The following is a 25,538-nucleotide window of genomic DNA, read 5'->3' as shown; positions in this document are numbered from 1 at the left end:
TTTGTCAGCTTCGCATCAGCCGCCACCGAAGCCGAACGCATGCGCGAACGAGCCGAAGCCGCCGCGGTTCACTGACGAGCTTGACGACGAGCTCGACGAGGATGACGCGCCGCTCGACGAGGAGCCGCCGCTGTAGAAGCTGCTGCGTGACGAACTGCTGCCGCCGCCGCCCGACCCGGATGATGAACTGCGCGGCGCGCAATCGGCACCGGGTTGCGGCGGCACCGGCGCGGTGACCCCCGGTGCGGTCACGCCGGGCGGCGTCGGCTGCACGGGTTGGCAATTCTGCCGCGGCATCAGCGCATAGGCGCTGCCGCCGACCGCGAGCGTGCCCATGATCAGCAGCGCGACATGGTTGGAGCGCTTGGACGGCTGATCCGGCCGCGGCGGCACCGCCGGCACGATCGGCCGCCGCTTGCCGAATTCCGGGTTGGGTTTGCGCGCCATGCTTCGGCTCAACGGCTCAGTAGATCATGCAGGCCGCGTTCAGCGCGCCCGCCGCCAGCGAGGACAGCCCGAGCCAGATCGCCGCCGCCATTTCGCCGGAGGCGATCCGCGCCGACAGGTTCGGCACCGGGATCTTCACGATGTAATAGACGATGATCTGCACGATCAGCGCGATGATGCTCCAGATCAGGCAGTCGATCACGTTGGCCGAGTGGGCGATGGCGCTGACCACCGGCAGCACGAAGCCGAGCAGGCTGAGGCCCAGCGCGATCGCCGCCGCGGAATCATTGTCGCGGATCAGCTGGAATTCGTCGTGCGGGGTGACGCGCGTGTAGACGAACAAATAGGCGACCACGGCGATCAGCGCCGTGCAGAAATAGACCAGGAACGCCGGCAGGCCGGCGAGGGATTGCAGGATCATGTGATGCGCCCGAATTGCCCTAGATCGCCATCCTATAGCTGATTGGTCGCGGTTCGCGAAGCTTCGGTTCGATGTGACCTGTGGGCTCCGGTGGCGAGCCACGGAAAAATTGCTGCGCGGCGGTGTGAGCCGCTTCACAGCGGCCGCTGCGATGGTCGTCTATACGATATGCAACCAGAAGTTCATGTCGCGAATGGGCACGGTGATCGCCATGACGACCAGCTTCGGCAACGACATCCTCCCGATGTTTCGACCGGGCGACATCGCCTGCATGGCGGCGAAGGGCGTTCGGATCAGTGACGCCGACTGGATGGGCGACCCGGCCGGCAATGACGACTTTGCCGATCACGCCAATGCACGCCGCGTCTTCGCCGCACTGTCGTCCGGCTTCATGCCGCCAGGTCACCGCTGGTCGCAGGAACAGCTCGATATCTATGCGAGCTGGATAGGGGACGGATTCCAACCTTGAGCCCAACCTTTCTTGAACCCCAAGCTTTCTTGAACCCCAAGCTTTCTTGAACCCCAAGCTTTTTTGAACCGGATGTGGAGAGCAAGATGAGAAGGTCGATCGACACGCTGCTCGTCTGTGGTCTGTTGCTGCTTCCCGCGCTGCCGGCCGCGGCGCAATCGCCGCCGAACCCCGCGATGACCGCGCCGGACCAGGTCGCCTGGCAACTCTTCATCCAGGCCAACACCCGTGCCGGCGGCAGCAATTCGACATTCGAGACCTGGGCGAGCGACACCGATCTGTTCCAGCCCAATCCGCAGTTTCCGGCAGCCGCGACGCCGCTGGTGCTGCGCCCGCCGATCCTGCCGCAGGTGGCGCGCGAAGGCGTGCAGCAGAGCGGCGGCCTGCTGCCGGCGCTGCCGCCCGGCGCCGGGCAGGGCCAGATGGAGGAGACCCGTCACAACAAGCCGACCTTCGACTTCATCGTGCAGAACAACCTCTACAAGCTGTCGGGCGTGAAGGCCGCGTTCGGCAAGGCGCTGTCGTTCCCGGTCGATTCCATCGAGGTGAAGGGCAATTGGGTGCCGGTCAGCGACATCCCGCAATTCACCAACAACAAGGTGACGGCGGCGCAGGTGCCGCAGCTCTATCACGTCAACAGCGCGGCCGGCGTGCAATACGCGCTGGTCTCGATGCATGTGATCAGCAAGCAGGTGCCGAACTGGACCTGGGCGACATTCGAGCATCGCTTCAATCCGGGCCGCTGCGACATCATCGGCTGTCGCGACAGTTTCGGCGCGCAGACCGCGTTCGTGCCGTCGAACCGCACCGCCGGTCAGGGCTATCCGGATTGCGCGAAGACATCGGCGCTGACGGCGATGCTGTCGGGCGCGGACATCGATCCCGTCTACGGCAATTACTGCCTGAAGGGTTCGCAGGCCGACTTCGTCGACAATGTCGGGCTCGACATCAGGCTCGGCAATTCCGTCACCGAGGACGGTTTCGTCGCGACCTCGTCCTGCATCACCTGCCACGGCCGGGCGGCCTTCAAGGCGGACGGCACGCCATCGTCGCAGGCCGGCTTCCTGTCGTTCGGCCCCAACGGCCCGGTCGCGCCGCTCGGGCCGCTGCTGCCGGAATGGTACTGGAAGTTCTCGGGCCAGCCGCCGATCTTCGAAGGCAAGCCCGGCCTCACGCGGATCGCGACCGCGGCGGACTTCGTCTGGTCCATCCCGTTCTGCGCCTATGACGATACGCAGACACCCGCGCAGCCGAGCCCGTGCGCGGGCAAGTGAGGCCGCACCGATGGCGGGCTCGCGCGAACGCAGGATTCCGCTGGCCGGCAGCAACCGCGCCGCGCCTGAGGGCGCGACGCTGGTCGGCGATGTCGATCCCGATGAGCCGATCTCGATCGTGGTCTATGTGAAGCGGCGCACGCCGGACGCGTTTCAGCCCGGCAGCGCCGGTGACCTCGCCCGGCTCGCCAAGCCGGTCACCCGGCGCCAGCTTGCGACGCAGCGCCATCGCAGCCATGCCCCCGCGATCGCCCGCATCGTGCGGCTGGCGAAAGCGCGGAGGCTGATTGTCGGCCGCAGCGATCCGGTCGCGCGCACGGTCGAACTGCAAGGCACCGCGCGGCAGATGGCCGAGATCTTCGGCGCGACGCTTCGGATTTATCGCGACGGCACGCGCGAGTTCCGTGCGCGCGTCGGCGGCCTGACCGTGCCTGCCGAGATCGCGCCATGGACCCGCGCCATCCTCGGCTTCGATCAGCGGCCGCTGCGGTCGCTGCGGGCCAGAGCGCCGCTGGCGCGGGCCCAGGCCGACACCGGCGGCGGCGACGGGCTGTGGCCGACCGACATCGCGGCCCGCTACGGCATTCCGCTGGATCGCGACGTATCGTCGATCTGCGTCGGCATCGTCGCGCTCGGCGGCGGCTATCTCGAGAGTGACCTCGCGATGGCGCTGGCCGGCATGAACAGGCAGCCGCCCGATGTCGTCAACGTGCCGGAGGCCGGCAACGGCGGTCTCGGCAGCAACGATGTCGCCGATCAGGAGCTCGCGCTCGATCTCCAGGTGCTCGCCGGGCTGCTGCCGAAGGCCAGGATCGTGGTCTACTTCGCCGAGAACTCCGCCGCCGGCCTCACCGACGCGATCCATCGGGCGGTGTTCGACGACGTGCACGCGCCGCAGGTGATCTCGGTGAGCTGGGGCAGCGCCGAGAAATTCTGGACCGCGCCGGGGCGCGACGCGATGCAGGCCGTGCTGGCCGATGCGGCGCGCTTGCGCGTCAGCGTGCTGTTCGCCAGCGGCGATCAGCTTGCGACCAGCGGCCTGACCGACGGCAAGCTCCATGTCTGGTTTCCCGCCTCAAGCCCCTATGCGACGAGCTGCGGCGGCACGCAGCCCGGGCTTGCCCAAGGTGCAGCGTCGGGCGCGGCGGAGGCGGTCTGGAATGCCGGCGCGATCGGCACCGGCGGCGGCATCAGCGACGCCTATCCCGTCCCCGACTATCAGTCGCATCTGACGCTGCCGACGTCGCAGAACGACGGCGCCGTCAGGCGCGGCGTCCCGGATGTCGCTTGCGCCGCCGCGGCGAACCCGGGCTATCGCATCATCGTCAACGGACAGGCGATGGCGATGAGCGGGACCAGCGCCGCGACACCACTATGGGCGGCCCTGGTCGCAATCGCGGTCGCCGCGCGCGGCGCGCAGATCGGCATGCTCAATTCAGCGCTTTATGCCAACCCCGGCGCTTTCCGTGCGGTCCAGCAAGGCAACAACCGCGTCGGCGGCAAGGGTTACGATGCAGGTCCCGGCTGGAGCGCCTGCACCGGGCTCGGCGTTCCCAAGGGAGCGGATCTGCTTGCCGCCCTGAGCGCGATCCCGGTGGCGTGACATCGGCACAAACAAAAACCCCGCCATTTGCGGCGGGGTTGAGGAGGTTTGCTGTAGAAAGCATCAGGCGGGAATGCGCTCGTCGGCCTCGTGCGGCTCGCGCAGCACGTAGCCGCGGCCCCACACGGTCTCGATGAAGTTGCGACCCTCGGAGGCGTTGGCGAGCTTCTTGCGGAGCTTGCAGATGAAGACGTCGATGATCTTCAGCTCCGGCTCGTCCATGCCGCCGTAGAGGTGATTGAGGAACATTTCCTTGGTGAGCGTGGTGCCCTTGCGGAGCGAGAGCAGCTCCAGCATCTGGTATTCCTTGCCGGTGAGGTGCACGCGCTGGCCGCCGACCTCGACCGTCTTGGTGTCGAGATTGACCACGAGATCGCCGGTCTGGATCACCGACTGGGCGTGACCCTTGGAGCGGCGCACGATCGCGTGGATGCGGGCAACCAGCTCGTCCTTGTGGAAGGGCTTGGTCATGTAGTCGTCGGCGCCGACGCCGAGACCCTTGACCTTGTCCTCGATGCCGGCGAGGCCCGAGAGGATCAGAATGGGGGTCTTGATCTTCGAGACCCGGAGCTGCTTGAGCACGTCGTAGCCGGACATGTCGGGCAGGTTGAGGTCGAGCAGGATGATGTCGTAGTCGTAAAGCTTGCCGAGATCGACGCCTTCTTCACCGAGGTCCGTCGTATAGACGTTGAAACTCTCGGATTTGAGCATCAATTCGATCGACTGCGCGACGGCGCTATCATCTTCAATTAGCAAAACGCGCATGCCAGTCCCCTATAGTCGCCGCTCCGGGCGTCAGGTCGGCCGCACTTGCGGCACTCACAAAACGCCTTTGAACAACTGATTCGGATCCTGACGAGATATGGTTAACAAAAACTGATTCCTTCACGCAAGCTCTAACCGTGCAATTTTTGTCGAATCGCCCTAAGATATTGCGTAGAAGAAGCTTTTCCTAACCGTGCCCGTTCAGATTCCACATTAAGAGCCGGGCCTAACCGACTCTCGCGACTCGCCCTTCTTCTGATGGGCAAGCGACCTCAGTCACCAAAGACAGTGACGCAATGATTAATGATGCGGGTAAACACGAAGTTAAGCGGCTGGAGCAAAATCGCGGAAACTTAAGGTTTTCGCAATGAAGGCGCTCGCGGAGCAGATCGGCGACATCGACGGCGTCAATATATATGGCCGCGTGGTCGGCGTCCGCGGCCTCATGGTCGAGATCGCCGGCCCGATTCACGCGATGTCGGTCGGTGCCCGCATCGTGATCGACGTCGGCGCAGGCCGCTTCATCCCGGCCGAGGTGATCGGCTTCTCCGGCGAGAACGCGGTGGTGATGCCGTTCGGCGGGCTCGAGGGCGTCAGGCGCGGTTGCCGCGCCGTGATCGCCAATGCGGCGAGCCAGGTGCGGCCGTCGCCCGCCTGGCTCGGCCGCGTCGTCAACGCGATGGGCGAGCCGATCGACGGCAAGGGCCCGCTGCCGCAGGGCGCCTCGCCGATGTCCTACCGCAACTCGCCGCCGCCGGCGCATTCGCGCAAGCGGGTCGGTCCGCCGCTCGATCTCGGCGTCCGCGGCCTCAACACCTTTCTCACCTGCTGCCGCGGCCAGCGGCTCGGCATCTTCGCCGGAAGCGGCGTCGGCAAGTCGGTGCTGCTGTCGATGCTGGCACGCAATGTCGATGCCGCGATCTCGGTGATCGGGCTGATCGGCGAACGCGGCCGCGAGGTGCAGGAATTCCTCCAGGAGGATCTCGGCGAGGAGGGCCTGGCGCGCTCCGTCGTGGTGGTCGCGACCTCCGACGAGCCGGCGCTGATGCGGCGCCAGGCAGCGTATCTGACGCTCGCCATCGCCGAGTATTTCCGCGACGAGGACCAGGACGTGCTGTGCCTGATGGATTCGGTGACGCGGTTTGCGATGGCGCAGCGCGAGATCGGGCTCTCGGCCGGCGAGCCGCCGACCGCCAAGGGCTACACGCCGACCGTGTTCACCGAATTGCCGAAGCTTCTGGAGCGGGCGGGGCCGGGCACCGGCAACGGCACCATCACCGCGATCTTCACGGTGCTGGTCGACGGCGACGATCACAATGAGCCGATCGCCGACGCGGTGCGCGGCATCCTCGACGGCCATATCGTGATGCAGCGGGCGATCGCCGAGCGCGGCCGCTACCCCGCGGTCAACATCCTCAAGTCGGTCTCGCGCACCATGCCGAAATCGGCCGATCCCAACTTCCTGCCCTTCATCAACAAGGCGCGGCAGGTGATGGCGACCTACGCCGACATGGAGGAACTGATCCGGCTCGGCGCCTACCGGCCGGGTTCCAGCCCCGAGGTCGACGAGGCGATCCGGCTGCATGAGCCGCTCGAGGCCTATCTGCGCCAGGCCAAGGAGGAGGCGACCAGCCTCGGCGACGGCTACCGGCAACTCGCTCAAATCCTGTCGGGTTTGGAAACGGAACGCTAACTTTGTCAGGCCATCATCTCCGGACCATAGCTATGCCGGCGGGGCCCAGCGGGGAGCCGGCTCTGTCCCGCGTTCAGATTTGGGACTTCTGGGGAGTATGAGTCGATGAAGTCACGTGAAACGCTGATCCGCCTGAAGAAATTTCAGGTCGATGAAAAGCGCCGCCGGGTTACCCAGATCGAGGGCATGATCGCCGACTTCCAGCGCATGTCCATCGAACTCGAGCGCGAGATCCAGACCGAGCAGGAGCGCGCCGGGATCAACGACCCCACGCACTTCGCCTATCCCACCTATGCCAAGGCCGCGATCCAGCGCCGGGAAAACCTGACCCGCTCGGCCGACGAACTGCGCGCCCAGCTCGACGACGCCAAGGCGCTGCTGTCGGAGGCGTTCGAGGAATTGAAGAAGGTCGAACTGCTCGACGAGCGCGACCAGGCGCGCGAACGCGCGGAGGAGAGCGCCCGCGAGCAAGCCGACATGGATTCGATCGGCCTGATGCGGGCCCGTCTCGGCGTCATCGCCTGAAGTCTCGCTCCCTCCGCTGACCAGATTTGCGAGCCCGGGCCGATCGCCCGGGCTTTTTGCTGGGCACTGTCCACAAGCCGGCCGCCTCTCAGCCACTTGTCAGCACTCGTCAGCGCACTTGGCGGATGGCGGTGTCCCAAAATATGCTACCACCGGTCCGGACCATGATCGGCAGCGCGGGTGGCAAGGAAGCGATGGGGGATGCAGGCTTGGGGGCGGGCTTGGGGGGCGCAAGATGCTGACGCCGGCTGAGCTGGTCTGGCTGATCGCCGCCGTCGCCAAGGGCGATGAGGCCGCCTTCGAGCGGCTGTACGTCGCCACCCGCGCGAAACTCTTCGGTGTCGTGCTCCGTATCTTGCGGCGACAGGACCTCGCCGAGGAGGTCATTCAGGAGGCTTACGTCAAGATCTGGAACAGCGCCGGGCAGTTCAATCCGGCGCTGTCTTCCCCGATCACGTGGATGACGTCGATCGCGCGCAATCGGGCCATCGACGTGGTGCGCAAGCGCGGCGAAACCTCGCTGGAGGACGAGCCGGCTGCGATGGAGGTTGCCGCCGACTCGCCCGATCCGCTGGCACGGCGTGAGATGACGGAAGAGTTGAAGCGATTGCTGGAGTGCGTCGGTCGTTTGGAGCCGGATCGTCAGAAGCTCGTGCTGCTCGCCTATTACAACGGCTGGAGCCGCGAGCAACTCGCCGCAAAGTTCGAGACGCCGGTGAACACGGTGAAGACCTGGCTGCGCCGCAGCCTGATGGATATCCGGGAGTGTCTTGGACTCTGATTGATGGCCATTAGCGAAGACCATATCGCGCTCGCCGCGGAATATGCGCTCGGTACGCTCGATGCCGATGAGCGCACCCAGGTCGAAACCATGATGGCCGTCGACAGCGAATTCGCCGCGCTGGTGCGGGCCTGGGAATTCAGGCTGGGGCCGCTGAACCAGATGGTCGGCCTGGTCGAGCCGCGTCCGGTGGTCTGGGAGAACATCAAGACGGCGATCGGCCATGCCGGCGCGCCGCAGGCGCCGCTGGTGCTGCCCGAGACGCCGGCCGCGACGACAGCGCCGCCGCTTGCCGACGATCCCGAATTCGGCTCTGCGTTCGATCCGGAGCCGTCTCGGCCGTCAGAAATCCCGCAGCCGGCCGAGATCCGGCGGCCACCGGTCCAGCCGCGTTTTGGCGTCAACGACGGCACCAACATGATCGCGCTGGCGGGCCGCGTGAGGCGCTGGCGCGGTATCGCGTCGGCGGCGACCGCGATCGCGGCGGCACTGCTGGTGACGCTTGGCTTGCAGATCTACAAGCCCGACGCGTTGCCGAATGCGATCCGGCCGAAGCCGCGGATCCAGACCGTGGAAGTGAAGACGCCGGCGCCGGCACTCACGCCGTCGGCGCAATATGTCGCGCTGCTGCAGGGGCCGAATGGCGGGCCTGCCTTCATCATGACCATCGATGGCGCGACCAAGAACTTTACCGTCCGCAAGGTCGGCGCCACCGCCGAGCCCGGCAAGAGCTTTGAGCTCTGGCTGATCTCCGACAAGCTGCCGCAGCCGCGCTCGCTCGGCGTGATCGGCGCCGATGAGTTCACCGCGCGGCCGGTGCTGTCGGGCTACGACCCCGACGTGGTCAACGGCGCGACCTACGCGGTGACGGTGGAACAGGCCGGCGGTTCGCCGAACGGCCAGCCGACCTCGGCGCCGATCTTCACCGGCAAGCTGATCGAGACCGTGCCGGGCGGAACGAACACGACGCCCCGGTAGGCGTTGCCGCTCCCTCATGCGCGGCCGTGGGTATTCGCTATTGGTCGTCATTGCGAGCGAAGCGAAGCAATCCATGGTCACCAGCACGCGGAACGATGGATTGCTTCGCTACGCTCGCAATGACGTGGAGAGAGCTGTACGCGCCGTCAGTCGGCACCGGCGTTGAACCCACCATCCGCACAAAAAAGAAAACGCCCGTGGGGAGCGGGCGTTTTCGATAGTCAACTTGGGGGTAGTTGGGGGTCTTAAATATCCACGTAGCGACTTTGGGGGGCTGTAAAGAACACCACGTGAATTCGTGAAACTCTCCTGTTAGCGGACCAGCGACGTGCCCGAACTCGTGATCGCGACCGGCTTCCCGGCCTTCATGACACGTGCGGTCTGGGTGTAACCCTCGTCCGACGAATTGTGCGCCGAGATGCCGAAACCAGCGACCAGGATACCGGCGACCAAGGCCACGACCACAATCTTCAGGTGCGTCGTACGGTCAGCGCTGTAGATCGAGTGGTTCATGGAAGTCTCCTGCCGCCTTCCTGCTCTCAGTAAATCTGTCGGTCTGGTCTGTTGCCCGGTTCAACGTCTCGTGCCTCGCTAACGTAGGATTTGCCGATTCCGTTCCCTAGAGGCCATCACAAGGGCGTGATGAGACGTGATCGGTCGCGATCAAATATGACGCTTTGGTAATCCTGGATCGTTTAAAGCTTTGTAATATCAGTAGCTTGGTCTGACGCTGGAATGTTGCATTCCAGATGGGGCCGATCCGGTCCGTTCCACATAAATCAGTTGCCTGTGGCGAGAAAGCACAGGCGAAAACGCAAATGATTTGCGGCCGCTAGAGCGTTCCGATCCGATCAGAACGCACGCTCTACACGCTGCCGACGGTCTTCAGCCGGGCCCGGGGATGGATCTCGGCCTGCGACAGGACGGTGGTCTGCGAGCGGAACCGTTCCACCAGTGAGCGAACGAACGGCCGGATCGCGGCCGATGTCACCAGCACCGGCGCCTCGCCTTCGCGCGCCGCCTGCTCGAAGGCATTGCGCACCGCGGTCATGAACTCCGACAGTTTCGAGGGCTGCATCGCCAGGCTGCGGTCGTCGCCCTGGCCCACGATCGATTCCGCGAATGCCTGCTCCCAGCGCGCCGACAGCGCGATCAGCGGCAGATAACCGTTCGGCGAGGTGTTCTGGGCGCAGATCTGCCGCGCCAGCCGGGCGCGGACATGCTCGACCATGGTGGCCGGGTTGCGCGAGAACGCCAGCGCATCGGCGATGCCCTCGAGGATGGTCGAAAGGTCGCGGATCGAGATCCGTTCGGCGAGCAGCAATTGCAGCACGCGCTGGATACCCGACACCGTGACCTGGCTCGGCACGATGTCCTTGATCAGCTCGCCTTGCTCCTTCGGCAGGTCCTTCAGGAGCTTCTGCACCTCGCCATAGGACAACAGATCCGCCATGTTGGTCTTGAGCAGCTCGGTCAGATGGGTCGACAGCACGGTGGCGGCATCGACCACGGTGTAGCCCTTCAGCGCGGCCTCTTCCTTCAGGCCGGCGTCCACCCAGGTCGCGGGCAGGCCGAAGGTCGGCTCCATGGTGTGGATGCCGGGGAGCTGCACCTGGTTGCCGGCCGGGTCCATGACCATGAACTGGCTCGGCCAGATCTTACCGGTGCCGGCGTCGACTTCCTTGATCTTGATGACGTAGCTGTTGGCCTCGAGCTGGACGTTGTCGAGGATGCGCACCGCCGGCATCACAAAACCCATCTCGATCGCAAGCGAGCGGCGCAGCGCCTTGATCTGCTCGGTGAGGCGGTCGGTGCCGTCGGGACCGTTGACCAGCGGCAGCAGCGCGTAGCCGAGCTCGATCTTGAGGTCGTCGATCTTCAGCGCGGCGGCGATCGGCTCCTCCGCGGCGGCAGCGGCGGCGGCCGCGGCCGCAGCCGGTGCAGCCGCTGCCGCTGTTTCGGCCGCCTTCGCCGCCCGCTTCTGGTTGCGCGCGTTCCAGGCCAGCACCGCGGCGCCGGAGCCGAGCGCGAGGAACGGCAGCGTCGGAATGCCCGGCAGCAGCGCCAGCACCAGCATGACGCCGGCCGACATGCCGAGCGCCTGCGGATAGCCGGAGAGCTGGCGCATCAGCGCCTTGTCGGCAGCGCCGGTGATGCCGGCCTTGGAGACCAACAGGCCGGCCGCGGTCGAGACGATGAGCGCCGGCACCTGGGTGACGAGGCCGTCGCCGACCGTCAGCACGGTGTAGGTGCGGGCGGCTTCGCTGAAGGAGAGGCCCTGCTGGGCGACGCCGATGATGATGCCGCCGACGATGTTGATGCCGACGATCAGGAGGCCGGCGATGGCGTCGCCGCGGACGAATTTCGAGGCACCGTCCATCGCGCCGAAGAAGCCGCTCTCGTCCTCCAGCGCCTTGCGGCGCTCCTTGGCGGCCTTCTCGTCGATCAGGCCGGCGGACAGGTCGGCGTCGATCGCCATCTGCTTGCCGGGCATCGAGTCCAATTGGAAGCGCGCCGCGACTTCGGCGATGCGGCCCGAACCCTTGGTGATGACCACGAAGTTCACGATCACCAGGATCGCGAACACGATGATGCCGATCACGAAGTTGCCGCCCATCACGAAATTGCCGAACGCCTCGATGACGTGGCCGGCAGCAGCCGTGCCCTCGTGGCCATGGCTCAGGATCAGCCGGGTCGAGGCCATGTTCAGCGACAGCCGCAGCATGGTCGAGATCAGCAGGATGGTCGGGAACGAGGAGAATTCCAGCGGCGCCTGGATGAACAGCGAGGTCATCAGGATCAGGATCGAGACCGTGATCGAGACCGCCAGGAAGAGGTCGAGCACGATCGAAGGCAGCGGCAGGATCAGCACCACCAGGATGGTGAGGACGCCGAGTGCCAGCGCGAGGTCGCCGCGCTTGAGGATGTCGCCGATCTCGCCGAGGCTCGGCAATCCGCTCTTGCCTGCCGTGCCCTGACCCGCCGTGACGTCGACCATGGTAGCCGCTCTCCCCCGCGACTGGCGGCCGCGGCCGCCAAGCGTCTGCGCGACGGCCGCAGGGCCGCCGTTCCGAAAGTGAGGCACCGCGCTGGCGTTCACGGGGATCTCCGCCCGTTAGACGCGTTCGACGACACTCGACTTCACTCGGCAATTCTTGCCGGGTGTATGGTTAGCAAAGGGTTAATAAGTGCCGTGGAAGGGCCGCGCCGGACGTCGCAGGCGTTCGAGCAGGGGATTGGCCTAAGGATTCCCGGCCGGAAAGGGCGGGGCGGACCGTCCGGCTGTTCCGGGGCGGGATCGCGGCCTATCTCAGCACACCGAGCACCGCGCCCGACGCGGCGATCAGGCCGAGCGTGATGACGCTGGCGCGCCACAGCAATTGCCGCCGGGCGTCGCGCCGGTCGTGGAAGGCCAGCCAGTCGTGGACAAAGCCCGCAGGGATATCGAACACCACGGCCGACTTGTTGGGACGGTGCGTCTCATGCTCGCAATACATCGTCCGAACGACCGGCACGCCCAGCCATTCGAGCTCGCAATGCTACTCCCAGGCATGCTTGCCGTTGGTCCAGCGATTTTCAAAAGGGATCACGTGTGATTCCATGACGAGCCTCCTGGCCCACCCTTGAACCTCACACGGCAAGTCTAGCTCAATTTCACGAGCGGTGCGAGATCGGCGGTGGCCGTCTCGGTCCGGTCATGATGGCGCTAGTTGGCGGACGGCATCCATTTGCGCCAATGCGTCGGCTGGATGTCGGGATGCTTGCTGCCGGCATGGTCGACCCACGCGGCGCCGTCGCGGTGGCAGGGGAACATCAGCGCATGCACCATGCCATCATAGTCGAGGACACAGACCTCGAGCTCCCGGTCCGATGGCGCCGACGCAACGGGCAACCACTCTGCTGACGACGAATGCATGATGACCCTCCGACAGTTAAGCGCTTCGATCCTGATACCTTGCGAGCTGCGCACCATCCGGCGGGATGATAGGTCCGGGTGGCGGGACGCCAATGTGAACCGGCTCGCATTGTAGCAGTTTTCTCGTCAGCATGGATCGCGGAACGATGGGCGATATTCCCGGTCGATCGGGTCGTCGCGACCGCTGCAGTGCACGACGCCGTTTGAACTTTCGCGGCGCAGTCTCCGACCAAACGCCAACAACGCCACTCAGCCGCCGGAGGCCTCCATGTCGAACCGGGCCGGACGAACCGTCACGGCAGCTCTTACTGCGGCAATTGCGCTGCTTTCGGTGCCGGCATCGGCCGCAACGCTGCCGGACGACCGGACCTGGCTGATCCGCATGATCTCCTGCAAGGGGAACGGCGTTCTGATGGAGATCTACCTGCCGCAATCGGTCGTGTTCGCGCCGCATGGCGGCATGGCTGCCGGCAAGACAGCGGACGGCTTCTACACGCTCGATCTGACCGAGCTGAACAAGGGCAAGGGCCTTGAGCCGGTGCATGTGACGATGAGCGCCGACAAGAAATCTGTCACGGTCGACCAGTACACCCGCGGCCTGCCGCCGACCCGCATCCCAGTCAGCGGCGGCACCGTGGATTTCGATCAGCGGTTCGGCATCGGCGCGACCTGCGGCCCGTTCCAAGCGCAGGATCCGAACTACGGCAATTGAGGCACTTCACGCGTTGGTGAGTTCGGCGCGTCCCCTTGCTGCTGCATGCCTAATCTCTCGGCAATGCGCTTGACCTTGAGGCAAATGCCGACGAAGTTCCGGCTGCCGTGGCAATTTCTTCTGAATTTTCTCCTGAAGTCGCATCATTCATTCCCGACTCGCGCCGGGCATGGCTGCGCCTTGTCGTCGCCGTGGTGATCGGTTCGCTCGGCAGCGTCGGCATGTGGTCGGTGGTGGTGGCGCTGCCGGTGGTGCAAGCCGACTTCGGCGCGACGCGCGGAACGGCCTCGCTCGCCTTCACCATGGTGATGCTCGGCTTCGGCATCGGCCAGGTCGTGACCGGCAAGATCAGCGATCGCTATGGCATCGTCGCCGCGATCGGCGCCGGGATCGGCATCCTCGGCCTCGGCTATGTCGGCGCCGGCTATGCGCCGTCGATCTGGACCTTCATCCTGCTGCATTTCGCCATCGGCCTGTCGTCGGCCGCGACCTTCGGCCCCCTGATGGCGGAAGCCTCGCACTGGTTCGAGCGCTACCGCGGCCTCGCGGTCGCGATCGCCGCCAGCGGCAATTATGTCGGCGGCACGGTGTGGCCGCCGCTGGTCAATTTCGGCATCCAGAGTGTCGGCTGGCGCACCACCCATATCGCGATCGGCATCTTCACCGCGGTCGCGATGACGCTCGCGCTGATGGTGCTGCGCGTGTTGATGGGGGCGGCGACCCGGCGCAGCCATGTCAACGCGCCGCCGCCGCGCGTCGACCTCCGCCTGTCCACCAACGCGCTGACCGCGATCCTGTCGCTGGCGTCGATCTCCTGCTGCGTGGCGATGTCGATGCCGCAGGTTCACATCGTCGCCTATTGCGGCGATCTCGGCTACGGCGTGGCGCGCGGCGCCGAGATGCTGTCGCTGATGCTCGGATTCGGCATCATCAGCCGGATCGGCTCCGGCTTCCTCGCCGACCGGATCGGCGGCATCCGCACGCTGCTGATCGGCTCAATCGCGCAGGGCGCGGCGCTGCTGTTCTATCTGTTCTTCGACAGCCTGACCTCGCTCTACATCATCTCGGCGATGTTCGGCCTGTTCCAGGGCGGCATCGTGCCGAGCTACGCCATCATCGTGCGCGAGGCGATGCCGGCCTCGGAGGCCGCGACCCGGATCGGCATCGTGATCTTCGCCTCGGTGTTCGGCATGTCCTTCGGCGGCTGGATCTCCGGCGTGATCTTCGACGCCTCCGGCTCCTATGCCGCGGCCTTCGCCAATGGCCTCGCCTGGAACCTGCTCAATGTCAGCATCATCCTGCTGCTGCTGATGCGGGCGCGGCAGCGGCTGGTACTGGCATGATCCGGAAAAGTGCGCAGCGGTTTTCCGAGGAGATCATGCCCAGCAAATGCCATGATCCGGAAAAGCGCGCAGCGGTTAGAGATCGACCGAGATTTTCGCGATCGCTTTTTCCAGGCGATTCTTGATCGAATCCATCTTGCCCGTCAGTTGCAGCAATTCACGTAGATCGAGATCGGCATAGACGAACTCGTTCAATTCCTTGCGCTGCGAAGACAGGTTCGCCATCTGCTTCTTGGCGTGCTCGGTCAGCGACAGGTTCACGACCCGGGCATCCTCGGTCGAACTCTTCCGACGCAGCAGGTTCTTCTTTTCGAGCAGCTTTGACTGCGTCACCACGAACGATTGATCGACGCGCAGCGCCCGTGACACCGCGCCGACGGGCAGGCCGACATTGCGGTCCTCGGCATTCGCCAGCACAGTCATGATCATCCATTGTGGGCCGGTGATTCCGATCATCTTGGCCCAGATGCTGCGCAATTCCTCAAGGCGCATGCTGGTCGAGACGATCTCCCAAGCCAGTCGCTCGGCCGCGTCTTGCAGTTTGTCGGTCGATCTGCGCTCGGTCATGACCATCCTTAACAAAAATTCATCTTCACAGATATCGAGCGATTTTTGAAGCTGGCCTGACAAAAATGTTGGTTGATGCGTTGCCCGAATGACACAGGGGCGCGCAAAGATAGAATGACTAACTAATATAAGTTGAATATGTGACTGCCCAATTGCATTGTTCCGCATCGTAGATGGGGGGCATCCACCATCTCACGCCTGCAGTGGCCGAGTTGACCACGAGCATCTTGAAAATGGCTGCGCGGCAGCGGTTTTCGGGAACGGGAACTTTTGTCGCTTTGCCAGCAGTGCAAGGCATCACTTGGAGGATAGCATGAAGATCGTTAAGGGCCTTTTGTTGGGCTCGGTGGCAACTCTCGTCGCAAGCAGCGGCGCCATGGCGGCCGACCTTCCGGTCAAGGCCAAGGCAGTCGAGTACGTGAAGGTCTGCTCGCTCTATGGTCCGGGCTTCTACTTCATCCCCGGCACCGACACCTGCATCAAGCTGGGCGGCTATTTGCGCGCCGACGTTCTCGCGAACACGAACTCGGACGCCTCCGGCAACACGTCAGGTGCTGGTGGCGCACAGAATCGCTTCACCAACGGCTACACCTGGCGTTCGCGTGAAGACCTCAACGTCGACACCCGCACCGCGACCGAGTACGGCGTGGTTCGCACCTATGTCGACCTGACCTTCAGCTGGACGTCGGACACCTACGGTGGGCAAGGCAACGGCGCGACGGTTTACTCGCCGATCGGAACGGCGGCCGCTCCGAACAACGCGACCTCGGGCGGCGTTGCTGCCGGTACGCTTGGCGTCTACTACGCCTTTATCCAGTTCGCGGGCTTCACTATCGGTAAGGCGGTCTCGCAGTTCTCGGCGCCGTGGACCAACTATCCGGGCAACAACTTCGACGGTCTCGTCGGCGGCGGCGGCACGGTCACGGGTGTCAACCAGTTCACCTACACCGCGCAGTTCGGCAACGGCGTGTCGCTCGCCCTGTCGGCTCAGGATCAGTCGGCCTACTATCAGGCCGGCGTGCAGAATCTCGGTACGCTCGGTAGCGGTGCCCTCGGTGCGTATGGCGCGAGCGACTATGCCGGCACGATTTCTCCGGACCTCGTCGCGGCTCTCCGTGTCGACCAGGCCTGGGGCCTGTTCCAGGCGTCGTTCGCGGCGCATGACAACCACGCAGCATACTATGGCGGCACCGAGTTGACCGGTCATCCGGACGACAAGTGGGGCTGGGCTGCTCAGCTGGCGTTGTCGATCAAGAACATCCCGACCGGACCTGGCGATACCATCAACATCCAGGGCGTCTACACCGACGGTGCAACCCGTTACAACATCCAGGATCTGTCGATCGCCGGCGCTGTCACCTACTTCGGCGGGACCAACATTCCTGGCGCTTATCAGAGCATCGGCTTTGGCATGGCTCCGGACAGCGTGTTCGTCAACGGCGGCCAGCAGCAGTTGATCCAGACCTGGGGCATGCGCGGTGCGTATATCCATAACTGGAGCCCCAACTGGAACACCAGCATCTACGGTGCTTACGCGGGCATTCACTACAACGATACGGCGAAGTCTGCGATCTGCGGACCAACCGGCAGCGGTGTTGGCGGTTCGTTCGGCGCGGTGTTCGGTACCGCCGGCTTGACCTCGTGCAACCCGGACTACAACATTGCGCAGATCGGCACGCAGACGCAGTGGACTCCGGTCAAGAACCTGACCTTCTCGGCAGACCTGACCTACACCCACCTCGATCAGAAGTATGCCGGCACGATCACCTATCCCGGCAGCGCCTCGATCGGCAAGCCGGCAGCGGTGTACGAGCTGAAGGATCAGGACACCTTGACCCTGCTGCTCCGCGCGCAGCGCAACTGGTAATATCCGGCTGATCCGGACTTGATCGCCAAACAAGGCCCCGGCGGGAAACCGTCGGGGCTTTGATTTTGAAAGCGTCTTCCGATTTTGAAAGAAGAGCCTGTTGTATGATTTACTAACATTAGTCTATCATGTACAAACCAAGCGTCGGTTGCTCTGCCGGCCATGATGATGAGGAGACATTACACATCTTCATGAACTAACCTCCAGAACCTCCGGCAATGCCCTGCCGGAGGTTCTTCATTTTGAGCGATCCGATCGCGCGCGCTTCAGGGCTGTGAACCGATCCCACGGCGCAAAACCGTCGCGCTGCCGCGGCGCACGGACTCGTGAAGCCCGGCATCGAAAACTGCTCCGCATCGTGATGTGCGATACGGGTCGAATATTATATGACTATATCATCTAATCGTGGATTGATCGGGAATGTGGCACAGTATGCCGAAGGCAATTGCGAGATCGAACCGCCATCGCAGACCTTCGATGGCCCATTCCGCGGCGGCGTCTGGTTCGGCGCAGCGAACCGGTCGACCCGCGAAGACGGCCGAGCTGCAAGTGCAGCGCCTCACGGGTTGCCTGCATTCGTTGTCGTCGCGCCATCACCACCTGACCCAGGGTTACGCGGCGCAAGCCGGCATCGCCGGCATTCAGTACACGATCCTGACCACGATCCGTTATCTCGAGACCAGCGGCGACGTCTTCCCGGTCACCGTCGCTGCGTATCTCCGGCTGACCAGCGCGGGTGTCACCAAAACGATCCAGCACCTGACCGAGCTGGGGCTGGTCGAAAAGGCCGGTGATCTGGACGATCGGCGCCGGACCAAGCTGACCGTCACGCCGGCCGGCTGCGCCCTTCTCGACTCGCTGGCGCCGATGCAGTCCGACGTCAATGACGTTTGGCTCGATTGCATGAACGATGAGGAATTCTCGATCTTCCTCGATCTCGTCGAGCGATTCATCAAGTCGAGCGACCGCGCGCTGGCGGTGCAAGGCTACCTTGTCAAGGACAACAATACCGTCTCTTTCCAGCTGTCCGGTGCTGATCGAACGGCGCAATGTCGTCGCGCGTCCGTAGGGCTGCGCGGCAGAGTCACAGTCGAGTGACCGGCGGCCTACCAATTCTCGCGATCCCGTGAGCGTGCCTGCGCCGAGAGCAGGTTCGCCACACGCGACAGGCGAGCTGGACAACGGAGGGGAGGTGTATTGAGCATCCACTAGGCAAATGATTGCTGCGGCAACATTCGGCCCCTCAGGCATAAGCGCAATGCATTCCTGCGCCGCCATATCGACGATTGCTGCCGCTGAATTACTTCAATTATATGAAGCCGCATTGGAATAATTTGTTAGGAGAGCTGGGTGACTGGCGTTTGCGATTTCGCCGCCAACGTCGCGCGGCAGCCGAAGCGGTGGATCGTCGACGCGATTTGGCGGACTCGTATCGATAACGCGTACCGGCAGCGGAGCCGGGTGCGAACGAGTTGACGAAACATGCATGACCACCATGAAGCGCAAGGCGTCTCGTCGAGCAGCGTCGAGTTCGATGACAAGGGCTGGCCCGCCTGGCCGGATCGCGAGGATCTGTCGGTGGAGTTCATCAAGCTGTTGGCCGCCGCACAGGAGGGCGGCTCGACGGTTTCCGAATGCTGGTTGACCCTCAGCAAGATCGATCTCGCTTCGGAGAGTTCGTGGTCGGCGGAGTGGATCAAGACCGCGGAGCTGAACGAGGCGAGGGCCGAATTGTCGTCGCTGAGCGGCAACATGATCACCGCCCGTCGCAACTGGCTTCGCGCCACGACTTACTTTCACGCCGCCGCGAGACCTCCCGGCTACTCCAACGATCTGTTGAAGCGTGCCGTCGACGGCATGCGGCGATGCGCGCTCAAGTTCCTGGAGAACCGCGTTCCTGCCGGCCGGCTGCTCTCGATTCCCTGGACCGACGACCTGTCGCTTCAGGCCTGCTACCTGCCGCCGGCTGTTCGCGACGATGGACCGGTCATCGTCTGCATCGGCGAGCCGGGCTCCTACAAGGAAGAGCTGATCACCAAATACGCTGCTCACGCCAACGAGCGCGGCTTCGCGCTGCTCGCGGTGGATCTGCTGGGTAGCCAGACGGCGTTGCCGCCGGAACGGCTCGAGGGCCACAAGTTCGAAGCCGCCATGAGCCGTGTGCTGGACTTTCTTTCGGAAATGCCCGGCGTCGATCGCACGCGGATCGCCATCGTGGCGGATGCCTGCAATTCCTCGCTCGTCGCCCGTGCGGCGGCCAGCGATGCCCGGTTTGCCGCGGCGGTTTGCGACGCCGGAATGTGGGACCTGCACGAGAGAAGTTTCTTCCATCGGCAGGTCGGCGACGACAGGCAGATCTGCTGGATCGAAGAAGCCAACGCGATTTCACGCGGCATCGACTGCCCGTTGCTCGTCACCGCCGGTGAAGCCGGCTGGCTGCTGCCGGGTGCCCTGGCCAAATTCGGCGACCAGCTGAGCAGCGTCCATCGCGACGCCAGCTTGATCCTGTTCCGGCGTGGCGAAACCGCCGCCATGCAGGGACATATCGACAACCCGACATTGGCCAATGAGGTCATCTTCGACTGGCTCGAAGACAGGCTCGGGCCGGGAAAGGGCCTCGCGCAGCGATCCGATCCCGCGATCACACCGCCTGGCCGGCCTTGAGCAGCGAGCAGCCGGTGATCTTCAGGCTGCCGTCCGCCTGCCGCTCCAGCGTGTAAAGCGCCTCCCACGCCTCGCCATCGGCGTCGACGATGTGGACGCGTTGCGCGATCCGGTCCCCCGCGCTCTGCGCCGCGCCGAACTCGAAGCTCCTGTGTCGATAGACCGGCGCATATTGGTTCTGCACCATCGACATGAAGATGTCGGCCTGCGGAAAGATCTGCCGGATCGCGGGCGCGGCGTAGGAATAGGCGCCGGCGGCATCGTCGCGGCCGAACGCCTGCTCCTGGGCGCGGATCACGTCCTGCGCGGCGCTGAGGTCGTCGGCGATGGCCGGCGCGGCGAGGGCGAACAGAATGGCGGCAATGAGGGCGATCGCGCGCACGCGGGGCTCCTTCTCGGATACCGGCAGATACGCACCCTATCACAGGCTGGTTTCCGTCGGTTGAGATGATCGCAGGCAGGGCGCTGGCCTGCCTGCGTCAGCGGATCGAGCCCTTGAAATTGTCGATGTCGGGCGAGGGGCGGGCCGGAAACAGCCGTGCGGTCGAGGAGTTGTCGAGCCGGCGCTTGCATTTTGCCTCGTCGGCGCTGTCCTCGGTGCCGTCCTTGCCGGTGCGCTTGCTGGCGAAGGCGTCGTCCTGCCGGTTGACGATCAGCATGGCGTGGTCGCGCTCCAGCGTGTCGGGGTTCTTGCGCGGCTCGTCGGAGCGGAAGGCGCCGCCGACCATCTTGCCCGTCATCTCGTAGTCGCAGCCGGCCTTCCAGTCGCCCTGGTCCCACTTCCATCCCTCCGCCTTCATCGTGCCGTCCTTGTCGGTGGAGACCTTGATGATGGCGTTGTAGGCGAGCCAGATGCCGTCAAGCCCGCTGCGCTTGTCGTCAAAGCCCTCGAGCAGCGCCAGCCGCTCCCGCTGCAAGCCGTTGACGTGATCGCGCGCGTCGACGGTGAAGTGGACCTGCGAACTCTGTTTATTCCAGGCCGGATGCAGGAATTCCGGATATTGCGCGGCCTGGCTCTTCACCCAGTTGCGCTGGTCGTCGATCAGCGCGCGCCGCGTCGCGTCGTCGAGCCGCGGCTGCAACGCCTTCCAGGCGCGGTTCAGCCGCTGGTCGTTGTCGGCGAGATCAGGGTCGGCGCAGATTTCCTCGTCGGTCGCACTCTCCGGTCTGGTGCAGTCGAAGGTCGGGGCGACGAAGGCGGTGTCGGCCTTGTCGGACACGTCGTCCTTGCCGGCGGCGAAATAGCTGCCGGTGATCTGCCACATCGACGAGCAGTCGTTGAGCCCGTCCCAATCCTCGTCATCGATGCTTCCGACGATCCGCAGGGTCTCGCCTTGGCGGCGCAGTTTCAATGACGGCGGCTTGGCTGGAGCGGCCGTTGCGTCGGTCTTCGCCTTGTCGGCGGAGGCGTCGGCTTCGATCACCGCGGGACCGGCGAACCAGCCAGTCCCCGACGGCTTCAGCGCGGCGGTCAGCTTGCAGCTCCGCTTGCGGTCGCCGCCATAATCGCCGCGCAGATCGGCGGCGAGGCGATAGGCGCCATCATCGGCCGGCGTCAATGTGATGCTGCCGAAGGCATTGACCCAGGTGCCTGACAGGCCGGGCCGGCCGGATACGATTCCGTTGAGGGCTGCCGCCCGGCGCCGCAACGCCTCGGCGAAACTCTTCCTCAGCTCGTCCTCGTTAGCATCGGCGAGCGCCTCGGCGGCGTCGATGATCATCTCGTTGAACCAGGCCTGGTCGCGCTTCAGCAGCGGCCTGACATTGGCCGGCAACTTGCCGATTGCCGCATCGAACGCCTTGTCGATCTGCGCCACCAGCCTGTCATAGCCGGCCTTCTTGCAGTCGGTGGTCTTGATCCGGTCATCACCGCTATTGCCGCACAGCCTGATCGCGGTCGGCGCGCTGCTCGAGGCGCGCAGATCATCGTCCATCGCAGCCGACGGGCCGGAGGCAAGGACCGCGATGGCCGCGACGGTGGTCGCAAGCCGTGGGGAGCAAGGCATCGACGTCATCCGCAGGGCCGCGCCGTGCGGCCTCTGCGCCTTGGGTCGCCGGCCGTGCGCGCCGGGTTCAAAATGTCGGCGGCGTGCAGGCCGAGATCACCTCGCACGGCTTGGCGCCGATGCAGCGGAAGCGGTGCGGGCGGCGGCTCTCGAAATAATAGGCGTCGCCGGCGTTGAGCACGCGCCGCTCGTCGTCGACGGTGACCTCGAGCCGGCCCGAGACCACGATGCCGCCTTCCTCACCCTCATGCACCAGCGGCACCCGCCCGGTGTCGCTGCCGGGCTCATAGCGCTCTTTCAGGATCTGCAACGCGCGTCCGAACAGGCTGTCGCCGATCTGGAGGTAGGAGATCGGTTTCTTGCCGATCTCGGTCAGCTCGTCGGCGCGGTAGAACGCCTTGCGCGGCCGTTCCGGCTCGATCGCGAAGAATTCGGCGAGCCCCATCGGGATGCCGTCGAGGATCCGCTTCAGCGCGCCGACCGACGGGTTCATCTGGTTGGATTCGATCAGCGAAATCGTCGAATTGGTGACGCCGGAGCGCTTGGCGAGCTCGCGCTGCGACAGCTTGTGCCGCGCGCGGATGAATCGCAGCCGTCCGCCGATATCGACGCTCATGACAATTCCCTTGGCAAGCCGCTGTTGCAGGTGTTGCGGATCGAACAAATAGTCGCAGACCGCCTCAACAAGATCAATGGCTTGTACTGCGGCAGAAAAGGACTTGTTGAGTGCTGGGAAGCGTGGTCCGACTATGGAAACCCATAATGGAGCGCCGCCGTGACCGTTCATCAGATTCCGAACACCATCAAGACCGACTCGTTCTGGATGCCCTTCACGGCCAACCGGCAGTTCAAGAAAGCGCCGCGGCTGTTCTCCTCCGCCAAGGGCATGTACTACACCTCGGTCGACGGCCGGCAGGTGATCGACGGCTCCGCCGGCCTGTGGTGCGTCAACGCCGGTCATGGCCGCCCGCAGATCGCGGCCGCGGTCGAGCGGCAGCTCTCCACGCTGGACTTCGCCCCCTCGTTCAACATGGGCCACCCGCTGGCGTTCGATTTCGCCGAGCGTCTCGCCGAGATCGCCCCGACGGGGCTGGACCGGATCTTCTTCACGAACTCGGGCTCTGAATCGGTCGACACCGCGCTGAAGATCGCGCTGGCCTATCACCGCGCCGCCGGCCAGCCGACTCGCACCCGTCTGATCGGCCGCGAGCGCGGCTATCACGGCGTCGGCTTCGGCGGCATGTCGGTCGGCGGCATGGTCGCCAACCGCCGCCAGTTCGCGACCCATCTGCCCGGTGTCGACCACATCCGCCATACCCATGATCTCGCCCGCAACGCCTTCGCCAAGGACCAGCCGGATCATGGCGCCGAGCTCGCCGACGATGTCGAGCGGATGGTCGCGCTGCATGGTGCCGACACCATCGCGGCCGTCATCGTCGAGCCGGTGCCGGGCTCGACCGCGGTGCTGCCGGCGCCGAAGGGCTATCTGCAGCGCCTGCGCGAGCTCTGCACCAAGCACGGCATCCTCCTGATCTTCGACGAGGTCATCACCGGCTTCGGCCGTCTCGGCACCCCGTTCGCCGCCAATTTCTACGGCGTGACGCCCGACATGATGACGACCGCCAAGGGCATCACCAACGGCACCGTGCCGTGTGGCGCGGTGTTCGCCAGCCGCCAGGTCCATGACGGGCTGATGGTCGGCCCCGACAACGCCATGGAGCTGTTCCACGGCTACACCTATTCGGCGCATCCGGTGGCCTGCGCGGCGGGTCTCGCCACGCTCGACATCTACAAGGACGAGGGTCTGTTGACCCGCGGCGCTTCGATCGCCGACTACTGGCGCGATGCGCTGCATTCGCTGAAGGGCCTGCCGAACGTCGTCGACATCCGCAACCAGGGCCTGATGGGTGCGGTCGAACTCGCGCCGCGTGACGGCGTCGTCGGCGCGCGCGGCTATGACGTGATGGTCGATTGCTTCAACAGCGGTCTTTACTTCCGCATGAGCGGCGACTCGCTGGCGTTGTCGCCGCCTTTGATCGTCGAGAAGTCGCATATCGACGACATCGTCTCGATCCTCGGCGACTCGATCAAGCGCGTGGCCTGATAATTGCTAGCTGATTTCTAGCTAGCTCTACAAATTGCTGTCGCCGTTGCGAAGCAGAGTGGTTTCGCAGCGGCGATTGCGTTTTCGCTGCAGGATGTGAGGAAAAGTGAAGGTCCTTGTTCTCGGCAGTGGCGTGATCGGCGTCACCTCCGCCTATTATCTCGCGCGTGCAGGCCATGAGGTGACGGTGATCGACCGCCAGCCGAAGCCCGCGCTTGAAACCTCCTTCGCCAATGCCGGCGAGGTCTCGCCGGGCTATTCGTCGCCCTGGGCTGGTCCCGGCGTGCCGGTGAAGGCGGTGAAGTGGCTGTTGATGAAGCACGGCCCGCTGGTGATCCGTCCCAAGCTCGATCCCGTGATGTGGCTGTGGCTCTTGAAGATGCTGCGCAACTGCACCACGGAGCGTTACGCGGTGAACAAGAGCCGGATGATCCCGATCGCCGAATACAGCCGCGACTGCCTGCAGGCGCTGCGCAGCGAGATCGGCATCCGCTACGACGAGCGCGCACAGGGCACGTTGCAGCTGTTTCGCTATCAATCGCAGCTCGATGGCACCGGCGACGACATCGCGGTGCTGAAGCAGTACGGCGTGCCGTTCGAGGTGCTCGACCGCGAGGGCTGCATCAGAGCCGAGCCGGCGCTCGCCGGCGTCAAGCAGAAGTTCGCCGGCGGCTTGCGCCTGCCGCATGACGAGACCGGCGACTGCCACATGTTCACGCAGGCCCTGGCGCTGGAAGCCGAGAAGCTCGGCGTGCGCTTCAACTTCAACGTCGGCATCGACGGATTGAACGCCGACGCAACCCGCATCACCGGCGTTGCGACCAGCGCCGGCATGATGACCGCGGACGCCTATGTGCTGGCGCTCGGCAGCTACTCGCCGCATCTGGTGCGGCCGCTCGGCATCTCGCTGCCGGTCTATCCGGTGAAGGGCTATTCGATCACGGTGCCGATCAAGGACGCGTCCGGCGCGCCGGAATCGACCGTGATGGACGAGAGCTACAAGGTCGCGATCACGCGGCTCGGCGATCGCATCCGCGTCGGCGGCACCGCCGAGATCTCAGGCTATTCGACCAAGCTCTATGCCGCGCGGCGCGCGACGCTGGATCATTCGCTGACCGACCTGTTTCCGCGCGGCGGCGATCTCGCCAAGGCCACGTTCTGGTGCGGCCTCCGCCCGATGACGCCGGACGGCCCGCCGGTGATCGGCGCGACGCGCTACGCCAATCTGCATCTCAACACCGGCCATGGCACGCTCGGCTGGACCATGGCCTGCGGCTCGGGCCGGGTGCTGGCCGACATGCTGTCCGGGAAGACGCCCGAGATCGACACCAAGGACCTGTCGATCAGACGCTACGATGTCAGGTTCGGGTAACGGCTCGATCAAACGTAGCCCGGATGAGCCA

At 64.8% G+C, this 25,538-nt stretch carries 25 protein-coding genes; 14 read left to right on the top strand and 11 right to left on the bottom strand.

Features of this window, described 5'->3' with window-relative positions; all coding sequences use genetic code 11:
• Nucleotides 1-15: 15 nt before the first annotated feature.
• Together ACVMB0_RS36735 and ACVMB0_RS36730 are read right to left on the bottom strand one after the other, a co-directional pair.
• Nucleotides 16-447: a hypothetical protein gene (locus ACVMB0_RS36735; protein WP_461349336.1), complete on the bottom strand. Its 432-nt coding sequence runs from the start codon at nucleotides 445-447 to the stop codon at nucleotides 16-18.
• Between the two features lie 16 nt (nucleotides 448-463).
• Complete coding sequence (locus tag ACVMB0_RS36730) at nucleotides 464-868, bottom strand: DUF350 domain-containing protein (protein WP_074132099.1); 405 nt, start codon at nucleotides 866-868, stop codon at nucleotides 464-466.
• Between the two features lie 151 nt (nucleotides 869-1,019).
• Between ACVMB0_RS36730 and ACVMB0_RS36725 the strand changes: the two genes are divergently transcribed.
• The 3 genes from ACVMB0_RS36725 to ACVMB0_RS36715 all read left to right on the top strand — a co-directional run bounded on the left by ACVMB0_RS36725 (nucleotide 1,020) and on the right by ACVMB0_RS36715 (nucleotide 4,214).
• Nucleotides 1,020-1,337 (top strand): hypothetical protein, encoded by a 318-nt coding sequence (locus ACVMB0_RS36725; protein WP_461349335.1) that lies wholly within the window; start codon nucleotides 1,020-1,022, stop codon nucleotides 1,335-1,337.
• Nucleotides 1,338-1,423: 86 nt separating this feature from the next.
• Nucleotides 1,424-2,611: a hypothetical protein gene (locus tag ACVMB0_RS36720; protein WP_456753003.1), complete on the top strand. Its 1,188-nt coding sequence runs from the start codon at nucleotides 1,424-1,426 to the stop codon at nucleotides 2,609-2,611.
• A gap of 10 nt (nucleotides 2,612-2,621) precedes the next feature.
• Nucleotides 2,622-4,214 carry a S53 family peptidase gene (locus ACVMB0_RS36715; protein WP_461349334.1) on the top strand — a complete coding sequence of 531 codons (1,593 nt, stop codon included), beginning with the start codon at nucleotides 2,622-2,624 and terminating at the stop codon, nucleotides 4,212-4,214.
• 63 nt (nucleotides 4,215-4,277) lie between these two features.
• Here the strand turns inward: ACVMB0_RS36715 and ctrA are convergent, their stop codons facing one another.
• Complete coding sequence (ctrA, locus tag ACVMB0_RS36710) at nucleotides 4,278-4,979, bottom strand: response regulator transcription factor CtrA (protein ID WP_016848562.1); 702 nt, start codon at nucleotides 4,977-4,979, stop codon at nucleotides 4,278-4,280.
• Nucleotides 4,980-5,346: 367 nt separating this feature from the next.
• Here ctrA and fliI point away from each other — a divergent pair, with 367 nt between their 5' ends.
• The 4 genes from fliI to ACVMB0_RS36690 all read left to right on the top strand — a co-directional run bounded on the left by fliI (nucleotide 5,347) and on the right by ACVMB0_RS36690 (nucleotide 8,956).
• Nucleotides 5,347-6,672 (top strand): flagellar protein export ATPase FliI, encoded by a 1,326-nt coding sequence (fliI, locus tag ACVMB0_RS36705; protein WP_461349333.1) that lies wholly within the window; start codon nucleotides 5,347-5,349, stop codon nucleotides 6,670-6,672.
• Between the two features lie 105 nt (nucleotides 6,673-6,777).
• Nucleotides 6,778-7,197: a flagellar export protein FliJ gene (gene fliJ, locus ACVMB0_RS36700; protein WP_456753006.1), complete on the top strand. Its 420-nt coding sequence runs from the start codon at nucleotides 6,778-6,780 to the stop codon at nucleotides 7,195-7,197.
• A 235-nt stretch (nucleotides 7,198-7,432) separates the two neighbouring features.
• Nucleotides 7,433-7,978, top strand: a complete 546-nt coding sequence (locus tag ACVMB0_RS36695; protein WP_461349332.1) for a sigma-70 family RNA polymerase sigma factor — start codon at nucleotides 7,433-7,435, stop codon at nucleotides 7,976-7,978.
• A 3-nt stretch (nucleotides 7,979-7,981) separates the two neighbouring features.
• The gene (locus ACVMB0_RS36690) at nucleotides 7,982-8,956 is read left to right on the top strand and encodes an anti-sigma factor (protein ID WP_461349331.1); all 975 of its coding nucleotides are present in this window, start codon (nucleotides 7,982-7,984) and stop codon (nucleotides 8,954-8,956) included.
• 312 nt (nucleotides 8,957-9,268) lie between these two features.
• On the opposite strand, the gene ACVMB0_RS36685 is transcribed toward ACVMB0_RS36690, so the two are convergent.
• The 4 genes from ACVMB0_RS36685 to ACVMB0_RS36670 form a co-directional block, all read right to left on the bottom strand.
• A complete protein-coding gene (locus ACVMB0_RS36685) occupies nucleotides 9,269-9,469 on the bottom strand; it encodes a hypothetical protein (RefSeq protein ID WP_229188127.1) in 201 nt (66 codons plus the stop codon).
• A gap of 352 nt (nucleotides 9,470-9,821) precedes the next feature.
• Nucleotides 9,822-11,954: a flagellar biosynthesis protein FlhA gene (gene flhA / locus ACVMB0_RS36680; protein WP_456753009.1), complete on the bottom strand. Its 2,133-nt coding sequence runs from the start codon at nucleotides 11,952-11,954 to the stop codon at nucleotides 9,822-9,824.
• 307 nt (nucleotides 11,955-12,261) lie between these two features.
• Nucleotides 12,262-12,471 carry a hypothetical protein gene (locus tag ACVMB0_RS36675; protein WP_456753010.1) on the bottom strand — a complete coding sequence of 70 codons (210 nt, stop codon included), beginning with the start codon at nucleotides 12,469-12,471 and terminating at the stop codon, nucleotides 12,262-12,264.
• Between the two features lie 191 nt (nucleotides 12,472-12,662).
• Nucleotides 12,663-12,872, bottom strand: coding sequence for a hypothetical protein (locus ACVMB0_RS36670; RefSeq protein ID WP_456753011.1), 210 nt, complete (start codon nucleotides 12,870-12,872; stop codon nucleotides 12,663-12,665).
• A gap of 268 nt (nucleotides 12,873-13,140) precedes the next feature.
• Here ACVMB0_RS36670 and ACVMB0_RS36665 point away from each other — a divergent pair, with 268 nt between their 5' ends.
• Both ACVMB0_RS36665 and ACVMB0_RS36660 read left to right on the top strand, forming a co-directional pair.
• On the top strand, nucleotides 13,141-13,584 hold the full coding sequence (locus ACVMB0_RS36665) for a hypothetical protein (RefSeq protein WP_461349330.1): 444 nt from the start codon (nucleotides 13,141-13,143) through the stop codon (nucleotides 13,582-13,584).
• Nucleotides 13,585-13,691: 107 nt separating this feature from the next.
• Complete coding sequence (locus tag ACVMB0_RS36660; protein WP_461349329.1) at nucleotides 13,692-14,927, top strand: MFS transporter; 1,236 nt, start codon at nucleotides 13,692-13,694, stop codon at nucleotides 14,925-14,927.
• A 75-nt stretch (nucleotides 14,928-15,002) separates the two neighbouring features.
• On the opposite strand, the gene ACVMB0_RS36655 is transcribed toward ACVMB0_RS36660, so the two are convergent.
• On the bottom strand, nucleotides 15,003-15,662 hold the full coding sequence (locus ACVMB0_RS36655) for a MarR family winged helix-turn-helix transcriptional regulator (protein ID WP_461349328.1): 660 nt from the start codon (nucleotides 15,660-15,662) through the stop codon (nucleotides 15,003-15,005).
• Between the two features lie 145 nt (nucleotides 15,663-15,807).
• Between ACVMB0_RS36655 and ACVMB0_RS36650 the strand changes: the two genes are divergently transcribed.
• From ACVMB0_RS36650 to ACVMB0_RS36640, 3 genes are all read left to right on the top strand, one after another.
• On the top strand, nucleotides 15,808-17,361 hold the full coding sequence (locus ACVMB0_RS36650; protein WP_456753015.1) for a porin: 1,554 nt from the start codon (nucleotides 15,808-15,810) through the stop codon (nucleotides 17,359-17,361).
• Nucleotides 17,362-17,838: 477 nt separating this feature from the next.
• Complete coding sequence (locus ACVMB0_RS36645; protein ID WP_461349327.1) at nucleotides 17,839-18,459, top strand: MarR family winged helix-turn-helix transcriptional regulator; 621 nt, start codon at nucleotides 17,839-17,841, stop codon at nucleotides 18,457-18,459.
• Between the two features lie 384 nt (nucleotides 18,460-18,843).
• Complete coding sequence (locus tag ACVMB0_RS36640) at nucleotides 18,844-20,025, top strand: alpha/beta hydrolase family protein (protein ID WP_461349326.1); 1,182 nt, start codon at nucleotides 18,844-18,846, stop codon at nucleotides 20,023-20,025.
• On the opposite strand, the gene ACVMB0_RS36635 is transcribed toward ACVMB0_RS36640, so the two are convergent.
• The 3 genes from ACVMB0_RS36635 to ACVMB0_RS36625 all read right to left on the bottom strand — a co-directional run bounded on the left by ACVMB0_RS36635 (nucleotide 20,003) and on the right by ACVMB0_RS36625 (nucleotide 22,647).
• A complete protein-coding gene (locus ACVMB0_RS36635; protein ID WP_461349325.1) occupies nucleotides 20,003-20,407 on the bottom strand; it encodes a DUF4864 domain-containing protein in 405 nt (134 codons plus the stop codon). The genes ACVMB0_RS36640 and ACVMB0_RS36635 overlap by 23 nt on opposite strands.
• 97 nt (nucleotides 20,408-20,504) lie before the next feature.
• Nucleotides 20,505-22,031: a lysozyme inhibitor LprI family protein gene (locus tag ACVMB0_RS36630; RefSeq protein WP_461349324.1), complete on the bottom strand. Its 1,527-nt coding sequence runs from the start codon at nucleotides 22,029-22,031 to the stop codon at nucleotides 20,505-20,507.
• Nucleotides 22,032-22,098: 67 nt separating this feature from the next.
• Nucleotides 22,099-22,647, bottom strand: a complete 549-nt coding sequence (locus ACVMB0_RS36625; protein ID WP_018273259.1) for a cupin domain-containing protein — start codon at nucleotides 22,645-22,647, stop codon at nucleotides 22,099-22,101.
• A gap of 159 nt (nucleotides 22,648-22,806) precedes the next feature.
• Between ACVMB0_RS36625 and aptA the strand changes: the two genes are divergently transcribed.
• The gene (aptA, locus tag ACVMB0_RS36620) at nucleotides 22,807-24,135 is read left to right on the top strand and encodes an omega-aminotransferase AptA (RefSeq protein WP_461349323.1); all 1,329 of its coding nucleotides are present in this window, start codon (nucleotides 22,807-22,809) and stop codon (nucleotides 24,133-24,135) included.
• 106 nt (nucleotides 24,136-24,241) lie between these two features.
• The gene (locus ACVMB0_RS36615; protein WP_461349322.1) at nucleotides 24,242-25,507 is read left to right on the top strand and encodes a D-amino acid dehydrogenase; all 1,266 of its coding nucleotides are present in this window, start codon (nucleotides 24,242-24,244) and stop codon (nucleotides 25,505-25,507) included.
• Nucleotides 25,508-25,538: the final 31 nt, after the last annotated feature.

The organism is Bradyrhizobium sp. USDA 4451, assembly GCF_054822585.1.
This window is presented reverse-complemented; position numbering and strand designations above follow the sequence as displayed.

Bases quoted from the DNA above. Each gene is read 5' to 3' on its own strand.
- ACVMB0_RS36640 (WP_461349326.1), top strand. From the start codon at position 18,844: ATGCATGACCACCATGAAGCGCAAGGCGTCTCGTCGAGCAGCGTCGAG.
- flhA (WP_456753009.1), bottom strand. From the start codon at position 11,954: ATGGTCGACGTCACGGCGGGTCAGGGCACGGCAGGCAAGAGCGGATTG.
- ACVMB0_RS36665 (WP_461349330.1), top strand. From the start codon at position 13,141: ATGTCGAACCGGGCCGGACGAACCGTCACGGCAGCTCTTACTGCGGCA.
- ACVMB0_RS36720 (WP_456753003.1), top strand. From the start codon at position 1,424: ATGAGAAGGTCGATCGACACGCTGCTCGTCTGTGGTCTGTTGCTGCTT.
- ctrA (WP_016848562.1), bottom strand. From the start codon at position 4,979: ATGCGCGTTTTGCTAATTGAAGATGATAGCGCCGTCGCGCAGTCGATC.
- ACVMB0_RS36690 (WP_461349331.1), top strand. From the start codon at position 7,982: ATGGCCATTAGCGAAGACCATATCGCGCTCGCCGCGGAATATGCGCTC.
- ACVMB0_RS36670 (WP_456753011.1), bottom strand. From the start codon at position 12,872: ATGCATTCGTCGTCAGCAGAGTGGTTGCCCGTTGCGTCGGCGCCATCG.
- ACVMB0_RS36735 (WP_461349336.1), bottom strand. From the start codon at position 447: ATGGCGCGCAAACCCAACCCGGAATTCGGCAAGCGGCGGCCGATCGTG.
- ACVMB0_RS36655 (WP_461349328.1), bottom strand. From the start codon at position 15,662: ATGCGGAACAATGCAATTGGGCAGTCACATATTCAACTTATATTAGTT.
- ACVMB0_RS36715 (WP_461349334.1), top strand. From the start codon at position 2,622: ATGGCGGGCTCGCGCGAACGCAGGATTCCGCTGGCCGGCAGCAACCGC.
- fliJ (WP_456753006.1), top strand. From the start codon at position 6,778: ATGAAGTCACGTGAAACGCTGATCCGCCTGAAGAAATTTCAGGTCGAT.
- ACVMB0_RS36645 (WP_461349327.1), top strand. From the start codon at position 17,839: ATGGCCCATTCCGCGGCGGCGTCTGGTTCGGCGCAGCGAACCGGTCGA.
- ACVMB0_RS36630 (WP_461349324.1), bottom strand. From the start codon at position 22,031: ATGCCTTGCTCCCCACGGCTTGCGACCACCGTCGCGGCCATCGCGGTC.
- ACVMB0_RS36625 (WP_018273259.1), bottom strand. From the start codon at position 22,647: ATGAGCGTCGATATCGGCGGACGGCTGCGATTCATCCGCGCGCGGCAC.
- ACVMB0_RS36695 (WP_461349332.1), top strand. From the start codon at position 7,433: ATGCTGACGCCGGCTGAGCTGGTCTGGCTGATCGCCGCCGTCGCCAAG.
- ACVMB0_RS36685 (WP_229188127.1), bottom strand. From the start codon at position 9,469: ATGAACCACTCGATCTACAGCGCTGACCGTACGACGCACCTGAAGATT.
- fliI (WP_461349333.1), top strand. From the start codon at position 5,347: ATGAAGGCGCTCGCGGAGCAGATCGGCGACATCGACGGCGTCAATATA.
- ACVMB0_RS36650 (WP_456753015.1), top strand. From the start codon at position 15,808: ATGAAGATCGTTAAGGGCCTTTTGTTGGGCTCGGTGGCAACTCTCGTC.
- ACVMB0_RS36725 (WP_461349335.1), top strand. From the start codon at position 1,020: ATGGTCGTCTATACGATATGCAACCAGAAGTTCATGTCGCGAATGGGC.
- ACVMB0_RS36730 (WP_074132099.1), bottom strand. From the start codon at position 868: ATGATCCTGCAATCCCTCGCCGGCCTGCCGGCGTTCCTGGTCTATTTC.